The following is a 23,267-nucleotide window of genomic DNA, read 5'->3' as shown; positions in this document are numbered from 1 at the left end:
ATCAATGATAGAGATATATTTATTAATAGCTGCTTTGTCTTTTTTATTTCTTTATTTTGCTGTGAAAAAATTAATTTTAAATGTTGATAAAAAAGCGTTATTGGAGCCTATAAAGATGGATATTTATCCAGAATTTTGCGAAGTAATTAATGATAAAATCAGAGCTTTTAAGGATCGCATAGAAGAAATGAAATTGAAAAATCAGACTGATAAAGATCAATTTTTAGAAAAACTTAGTGATGCAAGTAGAGAACTTACCTTTATCCAGACAATGAATTTGAGTAATAAAAATAATAATATTTGGGAAAATGAGCTTTTTGAATTTTTAGAAAAATTAGAAAATATTTTGATTCATTTTTTAGAAAACGGCAAAGAGGAAGCAGAAAATTTAAGAGAATTCTTAATGCAAGAATTCCAAAGATTAAAATCTAAATCAAACGATTAATTTTTAGTCGTTTGATTGTTATCAAGTGCCGGTTTTAAAAAATCTTCATTGATTAAAATATTAACCACATCTTTAAACATTGGCAAAGCACTTTGAGCCGCATAATAACTATAAGGCTTAGTAGGATTTCTCACTAAAACTCCTACGGTATAAGCGTGCGTAGCATCATTGGCAAAACCAAAAAATGAAGCGTTATAACGGTTTGAGGTATAACCTTGCCTCTCAGCAATTCTAGCTGTTCCTGTTTTACCTCCTAAAGTAACTCCTTTTGTGAAAGCTTTTCTTCCAGTTCCTTTTTCGATAACGTCGATTAATATTCTTTGCATAAGTTGAGCTGATTGTGGATTTAAAATAGCCTCTTTTTTTATATCATTATCTAAATTAACAAAACGCCCATCTTGATAATATTTTTCTGCCAAACGCGGAGTAATATAAACTCCATTATTGTTAAAAACATTATACGCAGCCAGTAATTGCATAAAAGTAGTCTTAAGTCCATAGCCATAGCTTAATACCGATTTTTCTATTTCTCTTAGATGTTTAGGGTTTGGAATTTCTCCTTTTTGTTCATAGGGAAGATCAATACCGCTTTTATCTCCAAAATTGAAGGTTTTTAAACCCGTGATAATTTCTAAATTGCTAAGTCTTTGCGCAATTTGAATCATTCCTATATTTGAAGAATATCTTATAACCTCCTCAGCGGTCATTTTATCCATTCTGTGATCATCTCTAATGGTAAATCGTCCTAATTTATAAGATCCGCCATAAGTATCAATGATTTCATCAAGAGTTATTTTATTAAGTCTTAATGCGGTGATAAAAATAAAAGGTTTGATTACCGATCCTGCTTCATAGCCGTATTCAATAGCGCTAGCATTTAATACCGATAAATCTTTGCTGCGATTTTCGGGATCGTAACGTCTTGAGCTTGCTAGGGCTAAAATTTTTCCCGTTTTACTATCCATAACTCCTACGATAATTTCATTAGCCTTTAGATCTTCATTGCGTTCATCGATGGCTTTTTCAATACTTTTTTGAAGTTTTAAAGAAACATTAAGATATAAATCACAACCATTGATTTTTTTTTGTTGTAGTGATTTTAAATTTAAAATGATATTTCCGCCGATATCTTTTAAACCTTGAATTTTTTCATTTTGCAAGGGGCTTAAGCATTGATCATAGTATTTTTCTAAGCCTTTAACACCGATATTTTTTAAAATCCCACTTTCTGGATCCAAGACAACTTTTGTATAACCTATGGCAGGAGTGAGTGCATCGTGTGACATATAAATTCTATCTTCTTCATGTTCGATAATATTTAAACCTCTGGTTTCAACTTTACCAGCACTATTAGTAAATGCTTTAAAAAATCCTTGTATGTATAATTTTTTTGCAAGATCCTTAAGATAGTTGGCCTGTTTGGAGTCTAAATTTTGAGAAAGGATGAAATTATAAGAGCGTTTTTTTTGATTTTGCATCCTTTTTTTTATGTCTGCAATTTCTTTATCGCTAAATCCACTATAGATTTGAAAAAGTTTTAAAAAAAGATCAAACTTATCTCTATCGATACTCCTTAGATCAATTTCAGCACGATAAATTTGCTTCGAGGTTGTAACGGTAAAATTATCTTTTGTGATAATATTGCCACGCAAAGCTAAAGAATATTGATCTTTTTCAGTATTAGGAATATGGCGTTTAGAAGTGAGTATAAAGGTTGAGCTTAAAAAAATAATCATAAACAAAAGTGCCATGCAGTAGGCAAAGGCGACTTTTGAAACGCGATTTTTTTTATTTTCTTGCATAGAAATTTAAATTTGAGTTCTTGTAATTTCTTTATAGGCACTAATGGCTTTATTTCTAACCTCTAACATAAATTTCATACTGCTTTCAGCTTTAGTGATGGCAATAGCAGCTTGGTGCAAATCTTTAACTTGTCCCGTGGCAATATCTGTCATAGCAGCTTCACCGGTTTTTTGAGTTTTGTTTAAATCATCAATTTCATTTTTAAGCATTTTGGCAAATTCATCGCCAATATTATTTTGTTGTATATTTTGGTTTGAATTTGTTTTTGAAATATTATTTAATCTTAGATCATTAATATTATTCATTCGTTATTATCCTCTTAATAAATCAATTGCACTTTGCGCGATAGTTTTTGCACTTGTAAAAGCACTGACATTCGCTTGATAAGCTCTTGTTGCTTCAATCAAATCAGCCATTTCAATTACAGGGTTAATATTAGGATAAGCCACATAACCTTCAGCATTTGCATCAGGATTACTTGGATCGTATTTCATTCTAAAATCTTTATCATCTCTTACAACTTTATCCACGACTACACTTTGAATAGCTGGTTTAGCTTCTTCTGGAGAGTCAGGATCATTTAAAGGATTTTCATATTTTAAAAAATTATTATCCTTGCTAATTTGTTCGTTTAAAAGTTTATCAAAATCTGTCGCTTTAAAGATCACTTCGCGTCTTCTATAAGGTCCGCCTTCTGCTGTTCTAGTTGTATTTGCATTAGCTATATTAGAGCTAATAACATTCATTCTAAAACGTTGAGCACTTAAACCATATCCGCTGATATCAAAATCACTTAAGTATGCCATAATTTACCTTTAACTTAATTTAGAACTTGCATCAAGTATGGAGCTAAATATACTACTTTGTTTTCTTAAAACTCCATCAAGAGCTGTAATCATAACTGTATTTTTACTCATTTCTGTAGTTTCAACATCTAAATCTACAGTATTGCCATCATTTCTTGCTAAGTGTCCATCTCTTAAATAAATGGTTGATTTATTAGGATCTGGAAATTTCCAAGGTTCTTGATGTCCTTTTTCTGTTACGGCTAATTTTAATTCTTTATCATCACTCTTTTTAAAAATTTCATTAGCACGATGTATTAGAGCAGTTTCAAATTCTATATCTCTTGATTTATAAAAAGGAGTATCGACATTTGCAAGATTAGCATTGATCAATTGATTTCTAAGATTTCTACCTGCTAAAGCACTAGTAACAAGTTCTTTTGATTTAAATGGATCAATCATCTTTTATCCTTTTTATTTATAATTTTACAAATTAACAAGCAAATATCGTTCCAACTTTTCAAATTTTTATCTGTTTTTTTGTAAATTAATGGCTTTATTATGATCGTTTAAATTGCTTGTAAAAATATGAACTCCAGTGTTTTTATCGCGTACAAAATATAAATAATCCGTTTTTGCCGGAAAAATAGCTGCACGAATTGCAGCCAAAGAAACATTACAAACCGCTTCTTTTGGCAAACCTTCAAATTTATAGGTGTTATAAAAGGTTTTATCTTGTCTGATTCTTTGAGGTGTAACTTTTTCATGAGAATAAATACCATAATTTAAAGTTCCATCCATTTGTAATTTCATACCTTTTTTAAGACGATTATAAATCACACTTGCAACTATAGGCATTTCTGATTCATTGGCGGCTTCTTTTTGAATAACAGAAGCTGTGATGATATATTGATGCCATTTTTTGGGATTATATTGTCCAAAAATTTTTTTAGAAGTGGTTTGATTTGATTTTTCAGAAATAGCAAGTAAATTTTTTATCAATAAGCTTTCTGAAATTCCTTTTGGAATTTCATAGGTTTCTGGTAAAAAAACTCCTTCTAAGTAAGGAGCTTGTTTTTGAAATTCGGATAAAAGTATTTCTTTATTAAGTCCTAATTTTTTGGAAACTTGATCTAAAAAAACAATGCTTGTTTCCCCAGGGATTAAAGTGATTGTTTCAAGTGCAGCTTTGGCTACGGTTAATTTGTATAAAAATTCTATTCTGTTTAGTTTTTGCGTACTCATATTAATCCATCCAGATTGTGGGTGCCCTAAAAAAAATAAAATATATTTGTCAATAATACTCATTTCATATTTTTTTTCTTTAAGATATGATATAATCTGAGTAATAGAGCCTTTTGGTATAAAAATAACAGAATCGCTTTTTAAAGGTTGAGTTAAATAATAACAAATTCCCAAAATAAATATCAATAAGAAGTTACGCATGAAAAAGAAAATATTATATACACTAGCAGTATTATTTGTATTATTATCAATTATATTTTTAGTGCTGAAAAACGGAATATTCATTTCTAGTATCCAATTTGATTTTTTAAAAGTTCAGCAATTATATATTAAATTAGATAAAAAACTTATTTTTCGCGCAAAAAATATTGTTTTAAATATTAATGATACTTCAAATGATAATTCTGATTTTGATTCTAAAACCTTACTAAAGGTAATGAAAAATTTAAAATATTTATATAATTTTGTTGAAGAGGTAAATATTGAGAATTTATCTTTTAAGAATCAAAAATTAAAAATTTTATTTAAAGATGGTGATTATTTTATAGATAGCGACGATCTTTTTTTGAAAGCTTCTTTCACTGTGAATAAGGGTGATTTATTAGGAATGATTAATTCCTTAAAACTTAAAAAATATGATTTGAATTTAAATGGTGTTTTTGAAATAAAAACAAAAAGTAATTTTTATAATTTGAATTTAAATGCGAGTGGCAATAATTTGACTTTTAAAAGCACAATCAGTTATAAAGATAATAAATTGCTTTACAAAATTAATGATCTTAATGCAACAAATATACAAAATATAGCGACTATGATTAGAAAAGATTTTACCTTAAATAAAACTTTAGATCATTGGATATTTAAAAATGCTGTTGGGGAATTTTATCATTTGGATTTTTTGCAAGGCTTTATAGATTTTAAACAAAATAATTATTATTTAGACAATATAAGTGCTTTAGGATATGTTAATAAAGTTAAAGTTCGTTTAGAAGATAATATGAATGCTATTGAAATTCCAAGAGTTGATTTAAATTTGAGTCAGCAAAAATTGGATTTTCAATTTAATAAGGCCTCTTACAATGGATCAGATTTGAGTAAAAGTGAAGTTTATTTGTATGATTTTTTTGATAAAGAAAAGGCTGGAATTTATTTGCGCATAAAATCAGATAATTTAAAATTAGATGAAAAACTTGAAAAAGCTTTGCAAAATTATCATCTCAACTTGCCTTTTTATCAAAAAAGTGGATCCATTAAAACCGATTTAGAGCTTAAAATCGATTTTCATGATAAGGGTCAATTTCTTCATAATGGAATTTTTTATTTAAATAATGCCAATATATCTTTAGCCGATATGAATATTTCTAGAGGGTTGATTAGATTAGTGCAGGATAATTTAAGTATAGAAAATGCCGATGTGGAAAATCAGCACTTTAAAGCCAATATAAATGCCAAAATCAACTTAAAAGAAAAACAAGGAATTTTTAATACTCAGCTTTATAAATTGTATTTTGATGATGATTTGTTGGATATTAAAAATCAAAATATTACTCTTAATTTGGATTTTAATCAAGACGTATTGACTATACCAGAATGGAGTTTGATAGCTAATTTTAAAAATGGATTAGAAATTAATTTAAATAATCCCAATATTTTAATTTCCTATTCTAAAGTTCTTAAGGATTTTGGTTTTAACGAGGCTAAAAGTGTTTATTTTAAAACTTTAGATTTTAAAGATTTTGATTTGCAAGCCCAAGATGTAGGTTTTAATCATAATTTATTTATCAATAATCAAACACCTTATAATAAAGATAGTTTTAGTGTTGTAAGAAAAAATGATATTATATATATTAATACTCAAAGTGATCTTATAAGTGCTACAATATCTTCACTTAAAAAAGAAATACAGGTAAAAAATTTAACTTATGTTTATAAGAAAGAAAAAGATTCTTCAAATAGTTTTGATATCAGTAAAAATAAACAAAATATTATTTTTGGTGGGGCTAATTGCGCTTTAGTATTGGCTGATATGAATAAAACTTTAGCTTTTGATAAATTAGAAGCAGATCTAAATGCAAGTGTTTTAAATGTGCAAGGTTCAAGAGGAGGTACAAATTTAAATTTTTACTATAGTCCGGATGATTTAAAGCTTTTTGTTAAAAACATAAACGATCAATATTTAAATGAATTTTTACAAAAACAAGCAGTGCAAGATGGAATTTTTAATTTAAGTGTTGTTGGAAGTGGAGTTGATTATTTTGATGGAGAATTTGATTTTAAAAATACTTTTGTGAAGGATTTAAAAGGTGTTAATCAATTGATATCATTTATAGATACGGTTCCTAGTTTATTGATGTTTAAAACTCCAACCTTCAATCAAAAAGGTTTAAAATTTCAAAATGGAAAAGTTATTTTTAACCGAAAAAAAGATTTATTGAGTTTTAGTGCTATTAATTTAAATGGAGATAGTGTTGATATTTATGGATTAGGTAGTGCTAATTTACGTCTTGATACTATAGATTTAAATTTGGAGTTAAAAACTTTAAAATCAGCTTCTGAAACTATTTCAAAAGTTCCAATTTTAAATTATGTTATTTTGGGAAAAAATCAAGAAATAAGTACAAATATCAAGGTGGATGGAAAGCTCGATGATCCAAAATTTCATACCCAAATTTTAAGTGATACTTTAAAAACCCCATTTAACTTGATTAAAAATATTATACAATTGCCTAAAAATTTATTCGACTAATTAAAGTTTATTTTTAAATGAAAATAAACTTTAAATATATCTTTGCAATTTTTTCTATTTATAATATACTTTTAATAGCTAAAGATAATAACTATTTAAAAACTATACTCTATATAAGTTTTTGGTAATTATTATCACGCATTTTTATAATTTTTTTTATTTTAATTTTTATTTATATTTAAGATTATTTAATTTATCAAGTAGATTAAAATAAAATCTATATGTTACAAAATTACTCAAAAATTAAAAATTAATTAAAAATATACACAATATAAAATTAGGATGAAAATGAAAATTACAATTATCGGTTCAGGAAACATTGGTTCAAGTCTTTCTTATGGTTTGATTTTGCGTGAATTAGCTCATGAAATTGTTATGATTGATATCAATGAAGAGTTATTGATCGCAAAGGAGTTAGAATTATCTCAAAGCATAGCTGCTTTTAATTTAGATATTAAGTTAGTTTGCACTCAAGATTATGCACATACTAAAAATTCTGATATAGTTATTTTTAGTGCGGGTTTTACTCGAAAAGAAGGGCAAAGTAGAGAAGAGTTATTAAAACTTAATTCTGATATTTTACTCACTTGCGCAAAAGAGATTAAAAAATTTAATCCCGATCCCCTTTTTATCATTCTAACTAATCCGGTAGATTTATTGCTTAATATTTTATATCAAAGCAATCTTTTTTCGTCTAAAAAAATTATTGCCATGGCGGGAGTTTTGGATAATGCGCGTTTTAAATACGAGTTGGCTAAAAAATTAAATGTTAAAATGCCTAGTATAGACACCAAACTCATAGGTTTTCATAATGATGATATGGTTTTAGTTAAATCTCATACAAGAATTAATGGTAAAAATATAGACGAGTATTTAAATGAAGAAGAATTTGAAGATTTAGAAAATGAAGTTAAAACAGGCGGAGCCAAGGTTATTAAATATCTTAAAACTTCGGCCTATTTAGCTCCTTCTAGTGCTTGTATTAGAATGATAGAATCGATTAGAAGTGGAGAATTTCTGCCTATGAGTATAATCTTAGATGCGAAATTTGGGATTAAAAATAAAGCTTTTGGAATGATGGCGAGATTAAGTCTTGAAGGCGTGGTTGAGATTATGGATATTGAATTAAGTGCCAAGGAAAAACAAAAATTAGAATTATCTTTACTTAAGCATCATTATAGGGAATAAAATTAAAAGTGATTTTAGAAATTTCTTAGTTGAGTTTGGATTATTTTGGATATAATAAATCAAGAATAAAAATTAAAAAAGGAAAAATAATGAATATAAAAGCTCCAAAAGATACTCCAGTATGGGTAGATGAGCATCGATGTAAAGCTTGTAATATTTGTGTAAGTTATTGTCCAGCAGGAGTTTTAGCCATGCGTGATGATGTGCATGCTGTTTTAGGACAAATGATAGAGGTAGTGCATCCAGAATCTTGCATAGGTTGTACTGAATGTGAAACGCATTGTCCTGATTTTGCTATTATGGTGGCCAAAAGAGATGAATTTAAATTTGCCAAACTTACACCAGAAGCTAAAGATAGGGCTTTAGCGGTTAGAAATAATCAATATAAAAAATTAGCTTAGGAAAAAATAATGAGAGAAATTATAGCAACAGGTAATGTTTTAATTGCGCAGGCTGCCATTGATTGTGGTTGCAAGTTTTTTGGAGGATATCCTATTACACCAAGTAGTGAGATTGCCCATGAGTTAAGTCATCTACTCCCAGCTAATGATGGAACTTTTATACAAATGGAAGATGAAATTTCAGGGATAAGCGTTGTTATTGGTGCGGCAATGAGTGGGGTAAAAGCTATGACAGCAAGTAGTGGCCCAGGAATTTCTTTAAAAGCAGAACAAATCGGACTTGCATTTATAGCTGAAATTCCACTAGTGATAGTCAATGTTATGCGTGGGGGGCCTTCAACGGGCTTACCAACTCGCGTAGCGCAAGGGGATTTGTTTCAAGCAAAGGCTCCAACTCATGGGGATTTTGCAAGCATAGCTATTGCACCTGCTTCGCTTGAAGAGGCTTATTTAGAAACTATTAGAGCTTTTAATTTGGCTGAAAAATATATGACACCTGTATTTTTACTCATGGATGAAACAGTAGGGCATATGAATGGTAAAGCGATATTACCTGATTTAAAAGATATTAAAATTTATAATCGCAAAAAATTTGAAGGCGATAAGAAAGATTATAAACCTTATGCGGCTGGTGAAAATGAAGCTGCAACGCTTAATCCTTTTTTTACAGGTTATCGTTATCATGTAACAGGACTTCATCATGGTGATATTGGTTTTCCAACAGAAGATGGCACCATAGTGAAAAAAAATATAGAGCGACTTATGGGTAAAATTAATAACAATCGTGAAGATATTTGTACTTATGAAGAGTACATGCTTGATGATGCTGAATTTTTAATCATAGCTTATGGAAGCGTAAGTCGATCAGTAAAAGAAGCCATCCAAAGACTTAGGGAAGAAGGAATTAAAGTAGGTCTTTTTCGTCCTATCACTCTTTATCCTGTAGCGGAGAAAAAAATAGCTAAAGTGGTGAGTCAATTTGAAAAAGTTATGGTTACGGAATTAAATATGGGTCAATATCTTGAAGAGATTGAAAGGGTGAGCTTACGCCGTGATTTTATCAGTTTGCATCGTGCAAATGGCCGTCCTATCACCCCTAGTGAAATTATTGCTAAAGTGAAGGAGAATATATAAATGGCATTTAATTATGATGAATATTTAAGAACTGATAAACTTCCAACTCAATGGTGTTGGGGTTGTGGAGATGGTGTTGTTTTAAAATGTATTATCCGTGCAATTGAAAAACTTGGTTGGAGCATGGATGATGTATGTCTTGTTTCAGGGATTGGTTGTAGTGGCAGGATGAGTTCTTATGTCAATTGCAATACTGTGCATACTACACATGGTAGAGCTATTGCTTATGCAACGGGAATAAAATTAGCAAATCCAACCAAACATGTAATTGTGGTCAGTGGAGATGGTGATACTTTAGCAATTGGTGGAAACCACACTATACATGGTTGTCGTAGAAATATAGATTTAACACATATAGTGATCAATAATTTTATCTATGGTCTTACAAATTCGCAAACTTCTCCAACCACACCAAAAGGTTTTTATACCGTAACTGCGCAATTTGGAAATATTGATCCAAATTTTGATGCTTGTGAATTAACAAAAGCTGCAGGAGCTTCATTTGTTGCAAGAGGAAATGTGATAGAGGCAAATAAGCTTGAAAATTTAATCTATAAAGCTTTAGCGCACAAAGGTTATAGCTTTGTTGATGTTTTTTCAAATTGTCATATCAATCTAGGAAGAAAAAATAAAATGGGAGAAGCAACTGCAATGCTTGATTGGATTAAAAATCGTGTTGTAGAAAAAGCTAAATTTGAAAGTATGGATTTTGAAGAAAGAAAAGATAAATTTCCAATTGGGGTTTTACATGAAGATAATTCTCAACCAGAATATTGTCAAGCTTATGAAGAAGTGCGTCGTGCAGCCAAAGAAAAAAGAATGGTTGATTTAGGAGCTTTAAAATGAAATATCAATTAAGATTTGGCGGTGAAGGCGGACAAGGAGTGATCACTGCAGGAGAAATTTTAGCTGAAGCGGCAATTAAAGAAGGACGTCAGGCTTTTAAAGCATCAACTTATACTTCTCAAGTAAGAGGAGGTCCTACAAAAGTAGATATTATTATAGATGATAAAGAAATTCTTTTTCCTTATGCTGTAGAAGGAGAAGTTGATTTTATGCTTTCAACTGCTGATAAGGGCTATAAGGGTTTTCGTAGTGGTGTAAAAGAAGGAGGGATTATTGTTGTAGAACCTAATTTGGTACATCCTGAAAATGAAGATTATAAAAGATGGCAGATTTTTGAAATTCCAATTATTACTATAGCTAAAGATGAGGTAGGGAATGTTGCAACGCAATCTGTTGTAGCTTTAGCCATTGCTGCTTATATGAGTAAATGTATTGATTTGGATGTTTTAAAAGAAACAATGTTACATATGGTTCCACCAAAAACTCGCGATGCGAATTCAAAAGCTTTTGATTTGGGTGTTAAATACGCCAAAGAGAGTAAGTCTGTTCAATTATAGTTTTTTGGGGTTTTACCCCAAATTTTATTAATTAAAAATTTTGTAATTTAGCTACTTTTAACGATTAAAATTTTATAATCAAAAACTTACTATTTTCAAGGAAAATAATGGATATCTTTGATGAAATGTTTAATAAAACCCCTAAAGAAAAATTTTTAGAAATCATACAAAATGGTAATTTGGGAGCCTTAGAAAAAGTATTTGAAAATTTTTTTGCTGAATATATAAGTATGATTGAGCTTTTAGAGAAACAAGGCTTAAATGAAATAGATGTTAAAAATTTTATACTTGAAAATGGAGATTTAATTAAACAGAGATTAGATGATATTTACATAGATTTGGGTGCCCAAATTTTAGGACATGAGGGTTAATGCAAAGATTGTTAAAATTATTTTTTGTCTTATTATTTATTTTGGCGTGCGAGAGTCATTTAAACGCGGCTCCAGTCTTTGAATATACTTATAAATTTGTTCTTAAAAAAGATCAAAGAGCAAGTGTGCAAATTAAAGAAGTTGGTTATGAGGATAAGGTTCAAAATTTTGATTTTTATTGGACTTTATTTGATAATACAAACATCATCGTTCAATCTAAATTTCGTAAATATCCAAGGCAATTTGTGATGAGTTTGCGAAGAAATTTAGATTGGGTTACTCAAACTTTAATTCCTGATTATACAAATCCACATATAGATAGAGCAAGGCTTATTTTAGAATTTAGTGGTTATAATAAGGGTTTAGCAACTTTTACAGTGTATATTGAAGATAAGGAGTCTCGTGTGATGGTAGAATTTTTAGATCCGAGAAAAACACCACTTCCAAATCCACCGCAAAATAATCAAGTTGTCCCTATGATCGATCTTAACCAACCACAAGTTAAACCATTGACAAGTTGGGATAAATAGCAAAAAAAGGAATTGAGTGTGCAAGTAATAGATGATTTGATACAAAAATTTTTAAAAGAGCTAAATTATCAACCTATATTAGAAATGCTTTTGCATGTTAAATCAGGGAAGAAATTGCGTTCTAAATTACTTTTAGCCATTTCAGGGGAAAGTAAAGAGGCAATAAGCATTTGTGCGACTATTGAGCTTATACATTTAGCAAGTTTGCTGCATGATGATATTATTGATGAGAGCGAGTTAAGAAGAGGGGTAAAATCCGTTAATTCAGAATTTGGGACAAAAAATGCTTTAATGCTAGGAGATATTTTATACTCTAAAGCTTTTTATGAATTAAGTCAAATGAACACTCAATTTGCAAACATTATTTCTGATGCAGTTGTCAAGCTTTCTATAGGTGAGCTTATGGATGTTAATTTAAGTCAGGATTTTAACACCGATAAAGATAAATATCTAAGTATGATTTATAATAAAACAGCAGTTTTAATTGAAGCGAGTGCAAGATGCGGAGCTATTTTAGCTGGTTTGGATGAAAAATCTTTTGGAGAATATGGAAAAAATTTAGGACTTGCTTTTCAGATGATTGATGATATTTTAGATATTAAAGGAGATGAAAAAACACTAGGAAAACCTTCTATGGCAGATTTTAAAGAAGGAAAGGTTACTTTGCCTTATATATATCTTTTTGAAAGTTTAGATGAAGAAGGAAAAAAACAATTAAAATCAATGTTTAAAAAAGATTTAAACGAGCAAGAAAAAATATGGATAAATACTCAATTTAAAGAAAAAGAAATTTTGGAAAAATCAATTTTGGAGGTTAAAGAATACGCCAAAAGAGCAATTGATGCTATAGAAGAATATTCTAATCAAAAATTAAAAGATATTGTTAAAGCAATGATAGATAGGAATTTTTAATGTATTATTGCGTTTCTTTTACTCATAAAAATACCGATCTTTTTTTAAGGGAAAAATTAAGTTTTACAGATGAAACAAAAAAGTATGAATTTTTACGCATGATTAATGCACATGAAAATATTGAAGAAAGTTTGATAATTAGTACCTGTAATCGTGTGGAGATTATTGCTTTTGTTAAAAATGCTTGTTCAGAATATATTATTAAAACTTTAGCTTTGTTATGTGGTGTCAATCAGGATGAGTTACTAAAAAAAGCTGATATATTTGAGGATAGCGGAGCGATACACCATCTTTTTTCAGTAGCAAGTTCTTTAGATAGTCTTGTTGTGGGTGAAACTCAAATTGCAGGACAAATTAAAGATGCTTTTTCATTTTCTCTAAAGAATGAATTTTGTAAAACTCATATTTCAAGGGCATTGCATTGTGCTTTTAAGTGTGCTGCTAAAGTCCGAACAGAAACTCAAATTTCAAAAAATCCTATTTCAGTTGCTAGTGTTGCTGTGGCTAAAGCAAAGGAACTTTTAGATTTAAGTCAAAAAAAGGCTGTGGTTATAGGAGCTGGAGAAATGGCTGAACTTGCAGCTAAGCATTTGATTGCTGGTGGAGCTAAGATTATTATTTTAAATCGCGATATGCAAAAGGCTAAATTACTTTGTGAAAAATTAGAGGGTTTGCATCAATACGATAGTTTGGAAAATTTAAAATTGTATTTAAACCAGTATGAACTCTTTTTTTCAGCTACTAATGCGACTCATGCTATTATTACTAATGCTTTAATCGAAGAAGTTCCTCATAAAAGATATTTTTTTGATATTGCAGTGCCACGTGATATTGATATTAAAGAAAATGATAAAATTTTTGTTTTTGCCGTTGATGATCTACAAGCTGTTGTCCAAAAAAATTTAGCCTTAAGGGAGAATGAAGCACGTATGGCTTATAGCATTATAGGGCAAGAAACATCGGATTTTTTTAGATATTTAAATGATTTGGCTTTAAATCCAATTATTAAAGCTATACGTTTAAAAGCAAAAGAGTGTGCAGATAAACAACTTGACATTGCTTTAAAGAAAGGTTACTTAAAACATTCAGATAAGAATGAAGCAAGAAAACTGATCCATCAAGTTTTTAAAGCTTTTTTACACAATCCAACTGTAAATTTAAAACACCTTCAAGGAAAAATTCAAAGCGATACAGTGATTAATGCTATGCGTTATGTTTTTGATTTGAAAAATAATCTTGAGGGTTTAAATCAATACAAATGCGATTTTAACATGGAGAATAATGATGAAATTTAGTCAATTATATGCACCAAGCACAAAAGAAACGCCTAAAGATGCAAGTTTGCCAAGTCATATTTTTTTAGTTCGATCTGGTTTTGTTGAACAAATTGGTAGTGGGCTTTATAATTTTTTGCCTTTAGGGAAAAGAGTTTTAGACAAAATTCGTGCCATAGTTAAAGAAGAAATGGACAAAGCTGGCGCACAGGAAGTAAATCTTAGTTTTGTTACTCCAGCTAGTTTGTGGCAGGAAAGTGGGCGTTATAATGTTTTTGGAAAAGAACTTTTGCGTTTTAAAGATAGAAAAGAAAATGATTTTGTTTTAGGGCCAACTCATGAAGAAGCGATGGTTTCTTTGGTGAAAAATAAAATTACAAGCTATAAGCAACTTCCTTTGCATTTGTATCAAATCGGTTGGAAATTTAGAGATGAAGCGCGTCCGCGTTTCGGGCTTTTAAGATGTAGAGAATTTTTAATGAAGGATGGTTATAGCTTTCATAAAAATGAAGAAGATTTGACACGTGAATTTGATTTGATGTATGAAACTTATTCTCGTATCTTAAAAAGAATGGGATTTGATTTTAGGGCTGTTGAGGCTGATAGTGGAGCAATAGGTGGAAGCGGCTCTAAAGAATTTATGGTTTTGGCAAAAAATGGGGAAGATGATATCTTGCTTTGTGAAAATTGTGATTATGCTGCGAACATTGAAGCAGCAACAAGAGCTAAAAAAACTTGTGATAAAGAGCGTCCAGAAGCCAGTTATGCGAGTAAATTTCACACCCCTAATATTAAAAGTATTAAAGAATTGGCTGATTTTTTTAGGATCGATGAATTTTATACTGTTAAGGCGGTTGTAAAAAAAGCTATTTACGAGAATGAAAGTAAATTGGTTGTATTTTTTATACGTGGATGTGATGATTTGCAAGAGGTTAAAGCGCAAAATGCTTGTAAGGCTTTAGAGCTTATTGATGCGGATGAAAGTGAGTTACTTAATGCGGGATTAGTTCCTGGTTTTATTGGATTTGTAGGCCTAAAAGATATAGATTTTTATCTTGATCAAGAGCTTGAAAATGAAAAACAAATGATTATTGGAGCTAATGAAAAAGATTATCATTTGGTAGGAATTGATGTTGTTAATCTCAATAAAGATCGTTTTAAGGATTTAGTAGAGGTTAAAGAAAATGATTGTTGCTTAAAATGTGGTGCAAAGCTAAGAAAAAGTAAAGGTATAGAGGTAGGGCATATTTTTAAATTAGGACAAAAATATTCTAAGGCTATGAATGCGCATTTTTTAGATGAAAATGGAAAAACTCAAGCATTTTATATGGGATGTTATGGAATTGGAGTTTCTCGTTTAGTAGCTGTTGCTATTGAAGCTAGTCATGATGAAAAAGGTTGTATTTGGAATCAAACTTTGGCTCCTTTTGTTATCGATATCATCATTTCAAATATAAAAGATGAAGAAGCTTGTCAATTTGCACATCAAATTTATCATCAATTGCAAGATTTGGGTATCGAAGTTTTGCTTGATGATAGAAATGAACGTTTTGGTGTGAAAATGAATGATTTTGAATTAATGGGTTTTCCTTATGCCTTAGTGATCGGCAAAGGATTGCAAAACAATGAAATAGAACTCATACAAAGAAAAAATCTAAGCAAAGAAGTGATTAAAACAGAACATATTGTAGAAATTATAAAAAAGAAAATATTATGAGTTATAAGCTTAAATTAAGTCCTTTATTTGCTGTAGAAATTATTTTTAGTCTATTATTTATCGTCTTTTTTGGTTTTGGAAATTTTTTAATTTTTATTTTAGCAAGTATGATATTTGGTGTAATACTTTTAGGGGTTTTTTGGAAAAATATACTTGAATTTCAAATTTTAGGCTTTAAAAATATGCTAACACAATTTTCTTTTGTTATTGCTGGGTTTTTACTTGTTTTTCCAGGGGTTTTAACAAGTTTTTTAGGGTTTTTGGTTTTTTTATTTGGCATTTTTTTTAAAATAGCTACTAAAACAAAATATACCCATAAACAAAATCGAAATTCGAGTGAAGAAATCATTGATGTTGAAATTATAGAGGATGGAAAATGAATCAATTAATCATAGCCACAAGAAAAAGCGCTTTAGCTCTTTGGCAAAGTGAGCACATCGCGCAAATTTTAAAAAATCAACACAATATAGATGTTGTATTGCAAGGGTTTAAAACAAAAGGGGATATTTTACTTGATTCTCCTTTGGCTAAGATTGGTGGTAAGGGGCTTTTTACAAAAGAACTTGAAGAGAGTATGCTTAGAAATGAAGCGCATTTAGCGGTGCATAGTTTAAAAGATGTCCCGAGTTTTTTTCCAAAAGGTTTGGTTTTAGCAGCAGTTAGCAAAAGAGAAAAAAGTAATGATGCCATGTTGAGTCAAAAATATGAAAATTTTCTCTCTTTACCCAAAGGAGCAAAAATAGGCACTACAAGTCTTAGGCGAAAAATGCAACTTTTGTTATTAAGGCCTGATTTAGAGATTATTTCTCTACGTGGAAATGTAAATTCTCGCATAGAAAAATTAAAAAAAGGTGATTTTGATGCTATTATACTTGCTTTAGCAGGTATTAAACGTTTGGAATTAGACAAAGAGGTTAATTTTATCTATGAATTTAGCAAGGATGAACTCATTCCTGCAGCCTCTCAAGGTGCTTTAGGTATAGAGAGTATTGAAGATGTAAAAATTTTAAATTTATTAAAATGTTTAAATGATGAAAATACTTTAATAGAAACGACTATAGAGAGAGAATTTATCGCTACTTTAGAGGGTGGATGTCAAGTTCCTATAGGGATCAATGCTGAACTTAATGAAGATATGATTTGTGTCCGTGCTATACTTGGTTTGCCTGATGGGAGTGAAATTTTAAAAGATAAGAGAATGATCAAGAAAAATGAATTTAAAGGATTTGGTGAAATTTTAGCCAAAGAATTTATAAGCAAAGGAGCTAAAGAACTATTAAAAAAAGCAGAGGATATGATATGAAAAATTTTATCCAAGTTTTAAAGGAAAATAATTTATTAAAAATTATCGAAGAGCCTGTGGATGTAGATCTTGAAATCGCACATTTAGCTTATATTGAGGCAAAAAAAGAAGAAAATGGTAAGGCTTTGCTTTTTAAAAATCCTGTTGATAAAAAATTAGAAAAAAAATACAAATTTCCGGTTTTAATGAATACTTTTTGCAATCAAAAAGCTTTAAATTTAGCCTTTGGAAGAGATTTTAATGAAGTGGCTGATGAAATTTCAAAATTAACCAAACTTCATATTCCTACTAATTTTAGAGCCAAAATTGATTTTTTTATGAATTTATTGAGTTTTAAAAATGTTCCACCTAAAAGATTAGGCGTAAATAAGGCACTTTATAATTATGAAATTTTAAATTCTCTTAAAGAGCTTCCTATACTTAAAACTTGGGAGGATGATGCAGGTAAATTTATCACTATGGGGCAAGTTTATACTCATAATTTAGATAAAACTCAAAATAATCTTGGAATGTATCGTTTGCAAGTAAGCGGTGAAAATGAACTTTTAATGCATTGGCAAATCCATAAAGATGGTGCTAATTTTTATCATGAGTATAAAAAAGCAGGTTTTAAAAAAATGCCTGTTAGTGTAGCTATTGGTGGAGATCCACTTTATATTTGGTGTTCTCAAGCTCCACTACCAAAAGGAATTTTTGAACTTTTACTTTATGGTTTTATCAAAAAAACTCCCGCTAAATTGACACCTTGCAATAATGGTGTTTTTGTCCCTTTTGATAGCGATATTGTTATAGAGGGTTATGTGGATTTGGAGGAATTTAAAATAGAAGGTCCTTTTGGCGACCATACGGGTTTTTATACTCCTGCAGAACTTTTTCCTGTCATGAAAGTTGAAAAAATTTATGCTAAAAAAGACGCGATTTATCAAGCAACCGTTGTAGGAAAGCCTCCTTTAGAGGATAGGATTATGGGGCTTGGAACTGAACGTATTTTCTTGCCTCTTTTGCAAACTTCTGTTCCGGATTTGATCGATTATAAAATGCCTGAAAATGGAGTTTTTCACAATCTAATTTTAGCTAAAATTGATACAAAATACCCCGCACATGCACAGCAGATCATGCATGCTTTGTGGGGTGTGGGGCAAATGAGTTTTGTTAAACATGCGATTTTTGTTGATAAAGATGCGCCTAGTTTAGATGATTATGATGCGTTAATTCCTTATATTCTCAATCGTTTTTGTGTGCAAAAATTACTTATAAGCGAAGGAATTTGCGATCAGCTTGATCATGCGTCGCCTAATTCTTGTTTTGGTGGAAAAGCAGGACTTGATGCTTGTGATAAAAATGAGATAGAAGAGCTTGAAATTTTAGAGGATGAAAAATTATTTGAACTTTTTAATTCTGAAGTAGAGCTTTTTGCTTTAAAGCAGTTTTATAAAGAATGTAAAAGTCCTATAGTTTGTATTTTACTTGATAAAAAAGAAAGAAATTCTCAAGTTTTTGAAAGATTATTGAAATTTAAAAAGCATTTTAGAATTTTAGTCTTTTTAGATACAAACAATAAATTAGAAAATCCATACATGTTAGTGTGGCGAGTAGTAAATAATATCGATGCAAAAAGAGATTTATTTATAAAAGAGGATAGATTGGCTATTGATGCGAGTGCTAAAAATGAAACTGAAGGTTATACAAGAGCTTGGCCTCGGCAAACTGATTGCAATGAAAATGTTATAAAAGATCTAATTTTGCGTAATATTTTAGATAATGATCCGCAGTTATTTAAAAAATTTGAAATTATGGGTTAAGAAAAATAAGTTTGTTTTTACTTGGCACACTTTTTGCTTATAAAAAATTAAGTAAAAATTTTAAAATTTTTATTAAAAAAGTATTCATAAAATTATTTTTTTGCCGATGTAGAGTTTAACTAGCAATAGAAGAAATTTTAAAAAGGATTTTAAAATGGAAATTTCGAAGGCAAATGAAAAAATGGATATGGTTTTGACTCAAATGAGTCAAAGAACAGATAAGGCGCAAAAAGCTAGTTCGGATATTCACGCTGAAAAACAAAGCCAAGGAGGCGATGATAATCAGCAAAATTTGAATGATAAATTAGCAGATGTTACGAAAAAATTAAATGAACAAATGGATTCTTTGGATACCAATGTTCGTTTTGGTTATAGTGATAAAACCGGTTCAATGTATATCAGCGTAACTGAAAAAAGCACAGGAAGAGAAATTCGTAAAATTCCTAGTGAAGAGGCTATGAGATTAGCAGAATATTTTAAAGATGTAATCGGTATGATTTTTGATAAGGAGAGTTGAAAATGGCGTTAGGTAGTTTATCAAGTTTGGGTTTTGGATCTGGAGTTTTAACTCAAGATACTTTGGATAAGTTAAAACAGGCAGAGGAAAAAGCTAGAGTAGATCCTTATACAAAAAAAATCGAAGAAAATACAACTAAACAAAAAGATTTAACTGAAATAAAAACAAAATTGCTTACATTCCAAACCGCAGTTTCTTCTTTGGCGGATGCAACAGCTTTTGCAAAGAGAAAAGTAAGTGCGAGTGTGACTACAAATCCTCCAGCAAGTTTAACTGCTGATAGTGGGGTATCTTTACAAAGTATGAAGATCAATGTAACTCAACTCGCACAAAAAGATGTTTATCAAAGTAAAGGTTTGGCAAACGATGGAGGTTATGTTGATTCTAACTTAGAGGGTGATGCTTCTTTTACTCTTATGCAAAATGGAAAGCAATATACTATTACTTATAATAAAAACACAACCTATAGGGACTTAGCCGATAAGATCAATGAAGCTACGGGTGGTGAGATCGTTGCAAAGATTGTAAATACGGGAGAAAAAGATGCTCCTTATCGTTTAACCTTAACCAGTAAAGAAACCGGAGAAGATAGTGCTATTAGTTTCTTTGATGGATATAAAGATGATAAAGGAAGATATGTAGTTGATCAAAATGCCTCTAAACTTTTTTCAAATCTTGGATGGGAGTTAGATAAACCTTTATCGGATACTGCGGGTAGAGATGGTGAAAACTATGTTCTTACTCTTGATCCAGAAACTTTCAAAGGATATGGCATTAAGGATGATAAAGATAATCCTTTACATATACAAAAAGCACAAAATGCTGAATTTACCCTTGATGGAATCAAAATGATACGTCAAAGCAATACCGTAACCGATCTAGGCGTTGGTTTAACTTTGACTTTAAATAAAACAGGAGAAATTGATTTTGATGTTCAGCAAGATAATGAAGCTGTAACTAAAGCTATGCAAGAATTAGTTGATGCTTATAATGATTTAGTAACCAATCTTAATGCTGCAACAGATTACAATGCTGAAACAGGAACTAAAGGAACTTTACAAGGTGTAACTGAAGTTAATTCTATACGCTCAAGTATCATTTCAGCTTTATTTGATTCTCAATCAGTTAGTGGAACTGTTGAAGATGAAAATGGTAATAAAGTTAGTACTACGGTTATGCTTTCTATGCAAGATTTTGGTTTAACTTTAAATGATGCTGGAACTTTAAGCTTTGATTCCTCTAAATTTGAAAGCAAGGTAAAAGAAAATCCTGATTTTGCGGAAAGCTTTTTTTCAGGTATCACGCAATATCAAGATATTTCTCATACTGGAGATTTGATTAAAAAAGGTAGTTTAGATAAATATTTAACTAAAGAAGATGCTGAAACAAGAGATGGAGAAGAAAATCAAGGGATTAAATTCGAATCTGGAAAATTTAGCATAGTTTATAATGGTCAAACCTATGATTTATCAAAAACAACAGATGGGACAAATTTTGTACTTACAGGTAACACTGAAGAAGAAATGCTTAAAAATTTGGCCAGTCATATCAATAGTCTTAATATTGATGGATTAAAAGTTAAAGTTGAAGAATATGATAAAAATAATGAAAAAGGTTTTAAACTTAATTTTAGCGGCGATGGTGGATCTGATTTTGCTATCAAAGGAGATAAAGAATTTCTTAAGATGTTTGGTTTAAGCGAGACAACGATTGCTGCAAAGCCTATCGAAGGTAAGGGTATTTTTTCTCAACTTAAGGCAACTCTTCAAGGAATGACAGGAACAAATGGTTCATTAACTAAATATGATGAAAGTTTGACTAATGATACTAAATCTCTAAATGAGTCAAAAAAATCAGCTCAAGATATGATTGATGCAAGATATGATACTATGGCAAATCAGTGGTTGCAATATGAAAGTATTTTAAATAAACTTAATCAGCAATTAACCACAGTTACAAATATGATTAATGCTGCAAATAATTCAAATAATTAAGGAAAAGATCGATGCAAAATAGTTTAGCTTATAATGCTTATTCCCAAAATCAAGTAGGGATAGAATCTTCTCAAAAATTGATTGAAATGCTCTATGAGGGCATTTTACGTTTTTGTGCTAGAGCTAAAGTAGCTATTAAAAATGAAGATATAGAGCAAAGAGTTTATTTTATTAAAAGAACTACAGCTATCTTTATAGAACTAATCAACACCTTAGATTATGAAAAAGGCGGAGAAGTGGCACATTATTTAAGTGGGCTTTATACGAGAGAAATTCAACTTCTATCTTTGGCAAATTTAGAAAATAATGAAGCAAGAATCGATGAGGTTATCAATGTAACCAAAGGCTTATTGGAAGCTTGGAGAGATGTGCATAGCAATGAAGAAATGGCTTGATGATTTTAAACTCGCTTTAATACAAGAAAATATAGAAAATTTAGAAAGCCTTTTAGATGATTTAGATCTAAAAGGCTTTGCAATCAACGCAGCAAAAAAATCCAAAAATGATGACGAGCTTAGAGAAAATATAAATGATACTTTAATTCAAATTCAAGCTTTATTGCAAGAAGCTACAAATTTAATCATAGCAAAAAAAGACAATAAAGCTCATGATATTCAAAAATTTCAAAAAGCTTTAAAATATTTTAATTCTTAATTTTAAGGATTAAAATAAAATTTATTTTCATTAAATTATAAGCAAGACAGTGCTAGAATAAGCTTTTATAAAAAATTCTGAGGAAATTATGAAAGATTTATTTTTATTCAGTTCTTTATTTGATTCAAGTCATACTTTTTCTTATTTTTTTCATTTAGGCTTAGTGGCTTTTATCGCAGTAATCATTGCTTATAGAGCTACTAGTTCTATGCAATTTATCCCTCGTGGTTTGCAAAATTTAGGAGAAGCTTTTTTAGAAGGCGTTCTTTCTATGGGGCGTGATACTTTAGGAGATGAAAAAAGTGCTAGAAAATACCTTCCTTTAGTGGCTACTTTGGGTATTATTATATTTTTTAGTAATGTTATAGGTATTATCCCTGGTTTTCATTCACCAACAGCAAGTTTAAATTTAACTTTATCTTTGGCTATTATTGTTTTTGTTTATTATCATTTTGAAGGAATAAGAACTCAAGGCGTGGTGAAATATTTTTCTCATTTCATGGGACCTATTAAATTTCTAGCTCCTTTGATGTTTCCAATTGAAATTGTTTCTCATTTTTCTCGAGTGATTTCTTTATCTTTTCGTCTTTTTGGTAATATCAAAGGCGATGATTTATTTTTAATGGTTATCTTAGCTCTTGTTCCTTATGTGGCACCACTTCCTGCTTACGTACTTTTAACTTTTATGGCATTTTTACAAGCCTTTATTTTTATGATTTTAACCTATGTGTATTTAGCAGGTGCTGTTAAGATAGAGGAAGATCATTGATTTATATTTTAGAATTTTTCAAAGGTGCATCCTTAGCTTTAATGCTTTTTGGTGCATTTTTGATGTTTCTTAAATTTAATTCTTATATATATTTATGCCTAGGGCTTACTCCGGGTTTGCTTTTAACTCTAATTTTTATTTTACTGATAGAAAATTACCAACTTAAAAATAAGTTAAATAATACTTCTCATTAATATTTAATCTTACTTTTTATTTTTTAAAGTCATTTTGAAAGAAAATAATGTTAAAATAATGCCAAAGATAATTTAAGTAT

The 23,267-nt window shown here is 29.9% G+C and carries 26 protein-coding genes; 21 read left to right on the top strand and 5 right to left on the bottom strand.

Annotated elements, in window-relative coordinates; translation table 11 throughout:
* The first annotated feature begins 4 nt into the window (after window positions 1-4).
* Complete coding sequence (locus CQA75_RS02870; protein WP_137623558.1) at window positions 5-445, top strand: hypothetical protein; 441 nt, start codon at window positions 5-7, stop codon at window positions 443-445.
* On the opposite strand, the gene CQA75_RS02865 is transcribed toward CQA75_RS02870, so the two are convergent.
* The 5 genes from CQA75_RS02865 to mltG all read right to left on the bottom strand — a co-directional run bounded on the left by CQA75_RS02865 (window position 442) and on the right by mltG (window position 4,563).
* The gene (locus CQA75_RS02865) at window positions 442-2,247 is read right to left on the bottom strand and encodes a peptidoglycan D,D-transpeptidase FtsI family protein (RefSeq protein ID WP_137623557.1); all 1,806 of its coding nucleotides are present in this window, start codon (window positions 2,245-2,247) and stop codon (window positions 442-444) included. The two genes, CQA75_RS02870 and CQA75_RS02865, sit on opposite strands and share 4 nt — an antisense overlap.
* 6 nt (window positions 2,248-2,253) lie before the next feature.
* Window positions 2,254-2,553: a flagellar hook-basal body complex protein FliE gene (gene fliE, locus CQA75_RS02860; protein WP_137623556.1), complete on the bottom strand. Its 300-nt coding sequence runs from the start codon at window positions 2,551-2,553 to the stop codon at window positions 2,254-2,256.
* A gap of 6 nt (window positions 2,554-2,559) precedes the next feature.
* Window positions 2,560-3,054 carry a flagellar basal body rod protein FlgC gene (gene flgC / locus CQA75_RS02855; RefSeq protein WP_137623555.1) on the bottom strand — a complete coding sequence of 165 codons (495 nt, stop codon included), beginning with the start codon at window positions 3,052-3,054 and terminating at the stop codon, window positions 2,560-2,562.
* Window positions 3,055-3,063: 9 nt separating this feature from the next.
* Window positions 3,064-3,495 carry a flagellar basal body rod protein FlgB gene (gene flgB / locus CQA75_RS02850; RefSeq protein ID WP_137623554.1) on the bottom strand — a complete coding sequence of 144 codons (432 nt, stop codon included), beginning with the start codon at window positions 3,493-3,495 and terminating at the stop codon, window positions 3,064-3,066.
* A 66-nt stretch (window positions 3,496-3,561) separates the two neighbouring features.
* On the bottom strand, window positions 3,562-4,563 hold the full coding sequence (gene mltG / locus CQA75_RS02845) for an endolytic transglycosylase MltG (protein WP_137623553.1): 1,002 nt from the start codon (window positions 4,561-4,563) through the stop codon (window positions 3,562-3,564).
* On the opposite strand from mltG, the gene CQA75_RS02840 reads away from it, so the two are divergent.
* The 20 genes from CQA75_RS02840 to CQA75_RS02745 all read left to right on the top strand — a co-directional run bounded on the left by CQA75_RS02840 (window position 4,478) and on the right by CQA75_RS02745 (window position 23,187).
* On the top strand, window positions 4,478-7,024 hold the full coding sequence (locus CQA75_RS02840; RefSeq protein ID WP_137623552.1) for a YhdP family protein: 2,547 nt from the start codon (window positions 4,478-4,480) through the stop codon (window positions 7,022-7,024). The two genes, mltG and CQA75_RS02840, sit on opposite strands and share 86 nt — an antisense overlap.
* A 288-nt stretch (window positions 7,025-7,312) precedes the next feature.
* Window positions 7,313-8,212, top strand: coding sequence for a malate dehydrogenase (locus CQA75_RS02835; protein ID WP_137623551.1), 900 nt, complete (start codon window positions 7,313-7,315; stop codon window positions 8,210-8,212).
* Between the two features lie 89 nt (window positions 8,213-8,301).
* Entirely contained in the window at window positions 8,302-8,613 is a 312-nt protein-coding gene (locus CQA75_RS02830; protein WP_137623550.1) for a 4Fe-4S binding protein, read from the top strand.
* Between the two features lie 9 nt (window positions 8,614-8,622).
* A complete protein-coding gene (locus CQA75_RS02825; protein WP_137623549.1) occupies window positions 8,623-9,747 on the top strand; it encodes a 2-oxoglutarate synthase subunit alpha in 1,125 nt (374 codons plus the stop codon).
* Complete coding sequence (locus CQA75_RS02820) at window positions 9,748-10,593, top strand: 2-oxoglutarate ferredoxin oxidoreductase subunit beta (protein ID WP_137623548.1); 846 nt, start codon at window positions 9,748-9,750, stop codon at window positions 10,591-10,593.
* On the top strand, window positions 10,590-11,150 hold the full coding sequence (locus CQA75_RS02815; protein ID WP_137623547.1) for a 2-oxoacid:acceptor oxidoreductase family protein: 561 nt from the start codon (window positions 10,590-10,592) through the stop codon (window positions 11,148-11,150). The genes CQA75_RS02820 and CQA75_RS02815 overlap by 4 nt, the downstream gene beginning before the upstream one ends.
* Window positions 11,151-11,257: 107 nt before the next feature.
* A complete protein-coding gene (locus CQA75_RS02810; RefSeq protein WP_137623546.1) occupies window positions 11,258-11,521 on the top strand; it encodes a DUF2018 family protein in 264 nt (87 codons plus the stop codon).
* Window positions 11,521-12,051 carry an exporting protein gene (locus CQA75_RS02805; protein ID WP_137623545.1) on the top strand — a complete coding sequence of 177 codons (531 nt, stop codon included), beginning with the start codon at window positions 11,521-11,523 and terminating at the stop codon, window positions 12,049-12,051. Before CQA75_RS02810 ends, CQA75_RS02805 begins: the two co-directional genes overlap by 1 nt.
* An 18-nt stretch (window positions 12,052-12,069) precedes the next feature.
* Complete coding sequence (locus CQA75_RS02800; RefSeq protein WP_137623544.1) at window positions 12,070-12,963, top strand: polyprenyl synthetase family protein; 894 nt, start codon at window positions 12,070-12,072, stop codon at window positions 12,961-12,963.
* Entirely contained in the window at window positions 12,963-14,258 is a 1,296-nt protein-coding gene (hemA, locus tag CQA75_RS02795; RefSeq protein ID WP_137623543.1) for a glutamyl-tRNA reductase, read from the top strand. Before CQA75_RS02800 ends, hemA begins: the two co-directional genes overlap by 1 nt.
* Window positions 14,245-15,954: a proline--tRNA ligase gene (locus tag CQA75_RS02790; protein WP_137623542.1), complete on the top strand. Its 1,710-nt coding sequence runs from the start codon at window positions 14,245-14,247 to the stop codon at window positions 15,952-15,954. Before hemA ends, CQA75_RS02790 begins: the two co-directional genes overlap by 14 nt.
* The gene (locus CQA75_RS02785; protein WP_137623541.1) at window positions 15,951-16,334 is read left to right on the top strand and encodes an integral memnbrane protein; all 384 of its coding nucleotides are present in this window, start codon (window positions 15,951-15,953) and stop codon (window positions 16,332-16,334) included. Before CQA75_RS02790 ends, CQA75_RS02785 begins: the two co-directional genes overlap by 4 nt.
* Complete coding sequence (hemC, locus tag CQA75_RS02780) at window positions 16,331-17,257, top strand: hydroxymethylbilane synthase (protein ID WP_137623540.1); 927 nt, start codon at window positions 16,331-16,333, stop codon at window positions 17,255-17,257. Before CQA75_RS02785 ends, hemC begins: the two co-directional genes overlap by 4 nt.
* Complete coding sequence (locus tag CQA75_RS02775; protein ID WP_137623539.1) at window positions 17,254-19,059, top strand: menaquinone biosynthesis decarboxylase; 1,806 nt, start codon at window positions 17,254-17,256, stop codon at window positions 19,057-19,059. Before hemC ends, CQA75_RS02775 begins: the two co-directional genes overlap by 4 nt.
* A 154-nt stretch (window positions 19,060-19,213) precedes the next feature.
* Window positions 19,214-19,576 (top strand): FlaG family protein, encoded by a 363-nt coding sequence (locus CQA75_RS02770; protein WP_137623538.1) that lies wholly within the window; start codon window positions 19,214-19,216, stop codon window positions 19,574-19,576.
* Between the two features lie 2 nt (window positions 19,577-19,578).
* On the top strand, window positions 19,579-21,570 hold the full coding sequence (gene fliD / locus CQA75_RS02765) for a flagellar filament capping protein FliD (RefSeq protein ID WP_137623537.1): 1,992 nt from the start codon (window positions 19,579-19,581) through the stop codon (window positions 21,568-21,570).
* A gap of 11 nt (window positions 21,571-21,581) precedes the next feature.
* Complete coding sequence (gene fliS / locus CQA75_RS02760; RefSeq protein ID WP_137623536.1) at window positions 21,582-21,965, top strand: flagellar export chaperone FliS; 384 nt, start codon at window positions 21,582-21,584, stop codon at window positions 21,963-21,965.
* Window positions 21,949-22,224, top strand: coding sequence for a hypothetical protein (locus CQA75_RS02755; RefSeq protein ID WP_137623535.1), 276 nt, complete (start codon window positions 21,949-21,951; stop codon window positions 22,222-22,224). The genes fliS and CQA75_RS02755 overlap by 17 nt, the downstream gene beginning before the upstream one ends.
* A gap of 88 nt (window positions 22,225-22,312) precedes the next feature.
* On the top strand, window positions 22,313-22,993 hold the full coding sequence (locus CQA75_RS02750; protein WP_137623534.1) for a F0F1 ATP synthase subunit A: 681 nt from the start codon (window positions 22,313-22,315) through the stop codon (window positions 22,991-22,993).
* A complete protein-coding gene (locus tag CQA75_RS02745) occupies window positions 22,990-23,187 on the top strand; it encodes a hypothetical protein (protein WP_137623533.1) in 198 nt (65 codons plus the stop codon). Before CQA75_RS02750 ends, CQA75_RS02745 begins: the two co-directional genes overlap by 4 nt.
* The last annotated feature ends 80 nt before the right edge of the window (window positions 23,188-23,267 follow it).

This window comes from Campylobacter taeniopygiae (genome assembly GCF_005406225.1).
In the GTDB taxonomy this organism is placed as follows: Bacteria; Campylobacterota; Campylobacteria; order Campylobacterales; family Campylobacteraceae; genus Campylobacter_D; species Campylobacter_D taeniopygiae.
Note: the sequence above shows the minus strand (reverse complement) of the source record. Positions and strands in the feature narration are given on the sequence as shown.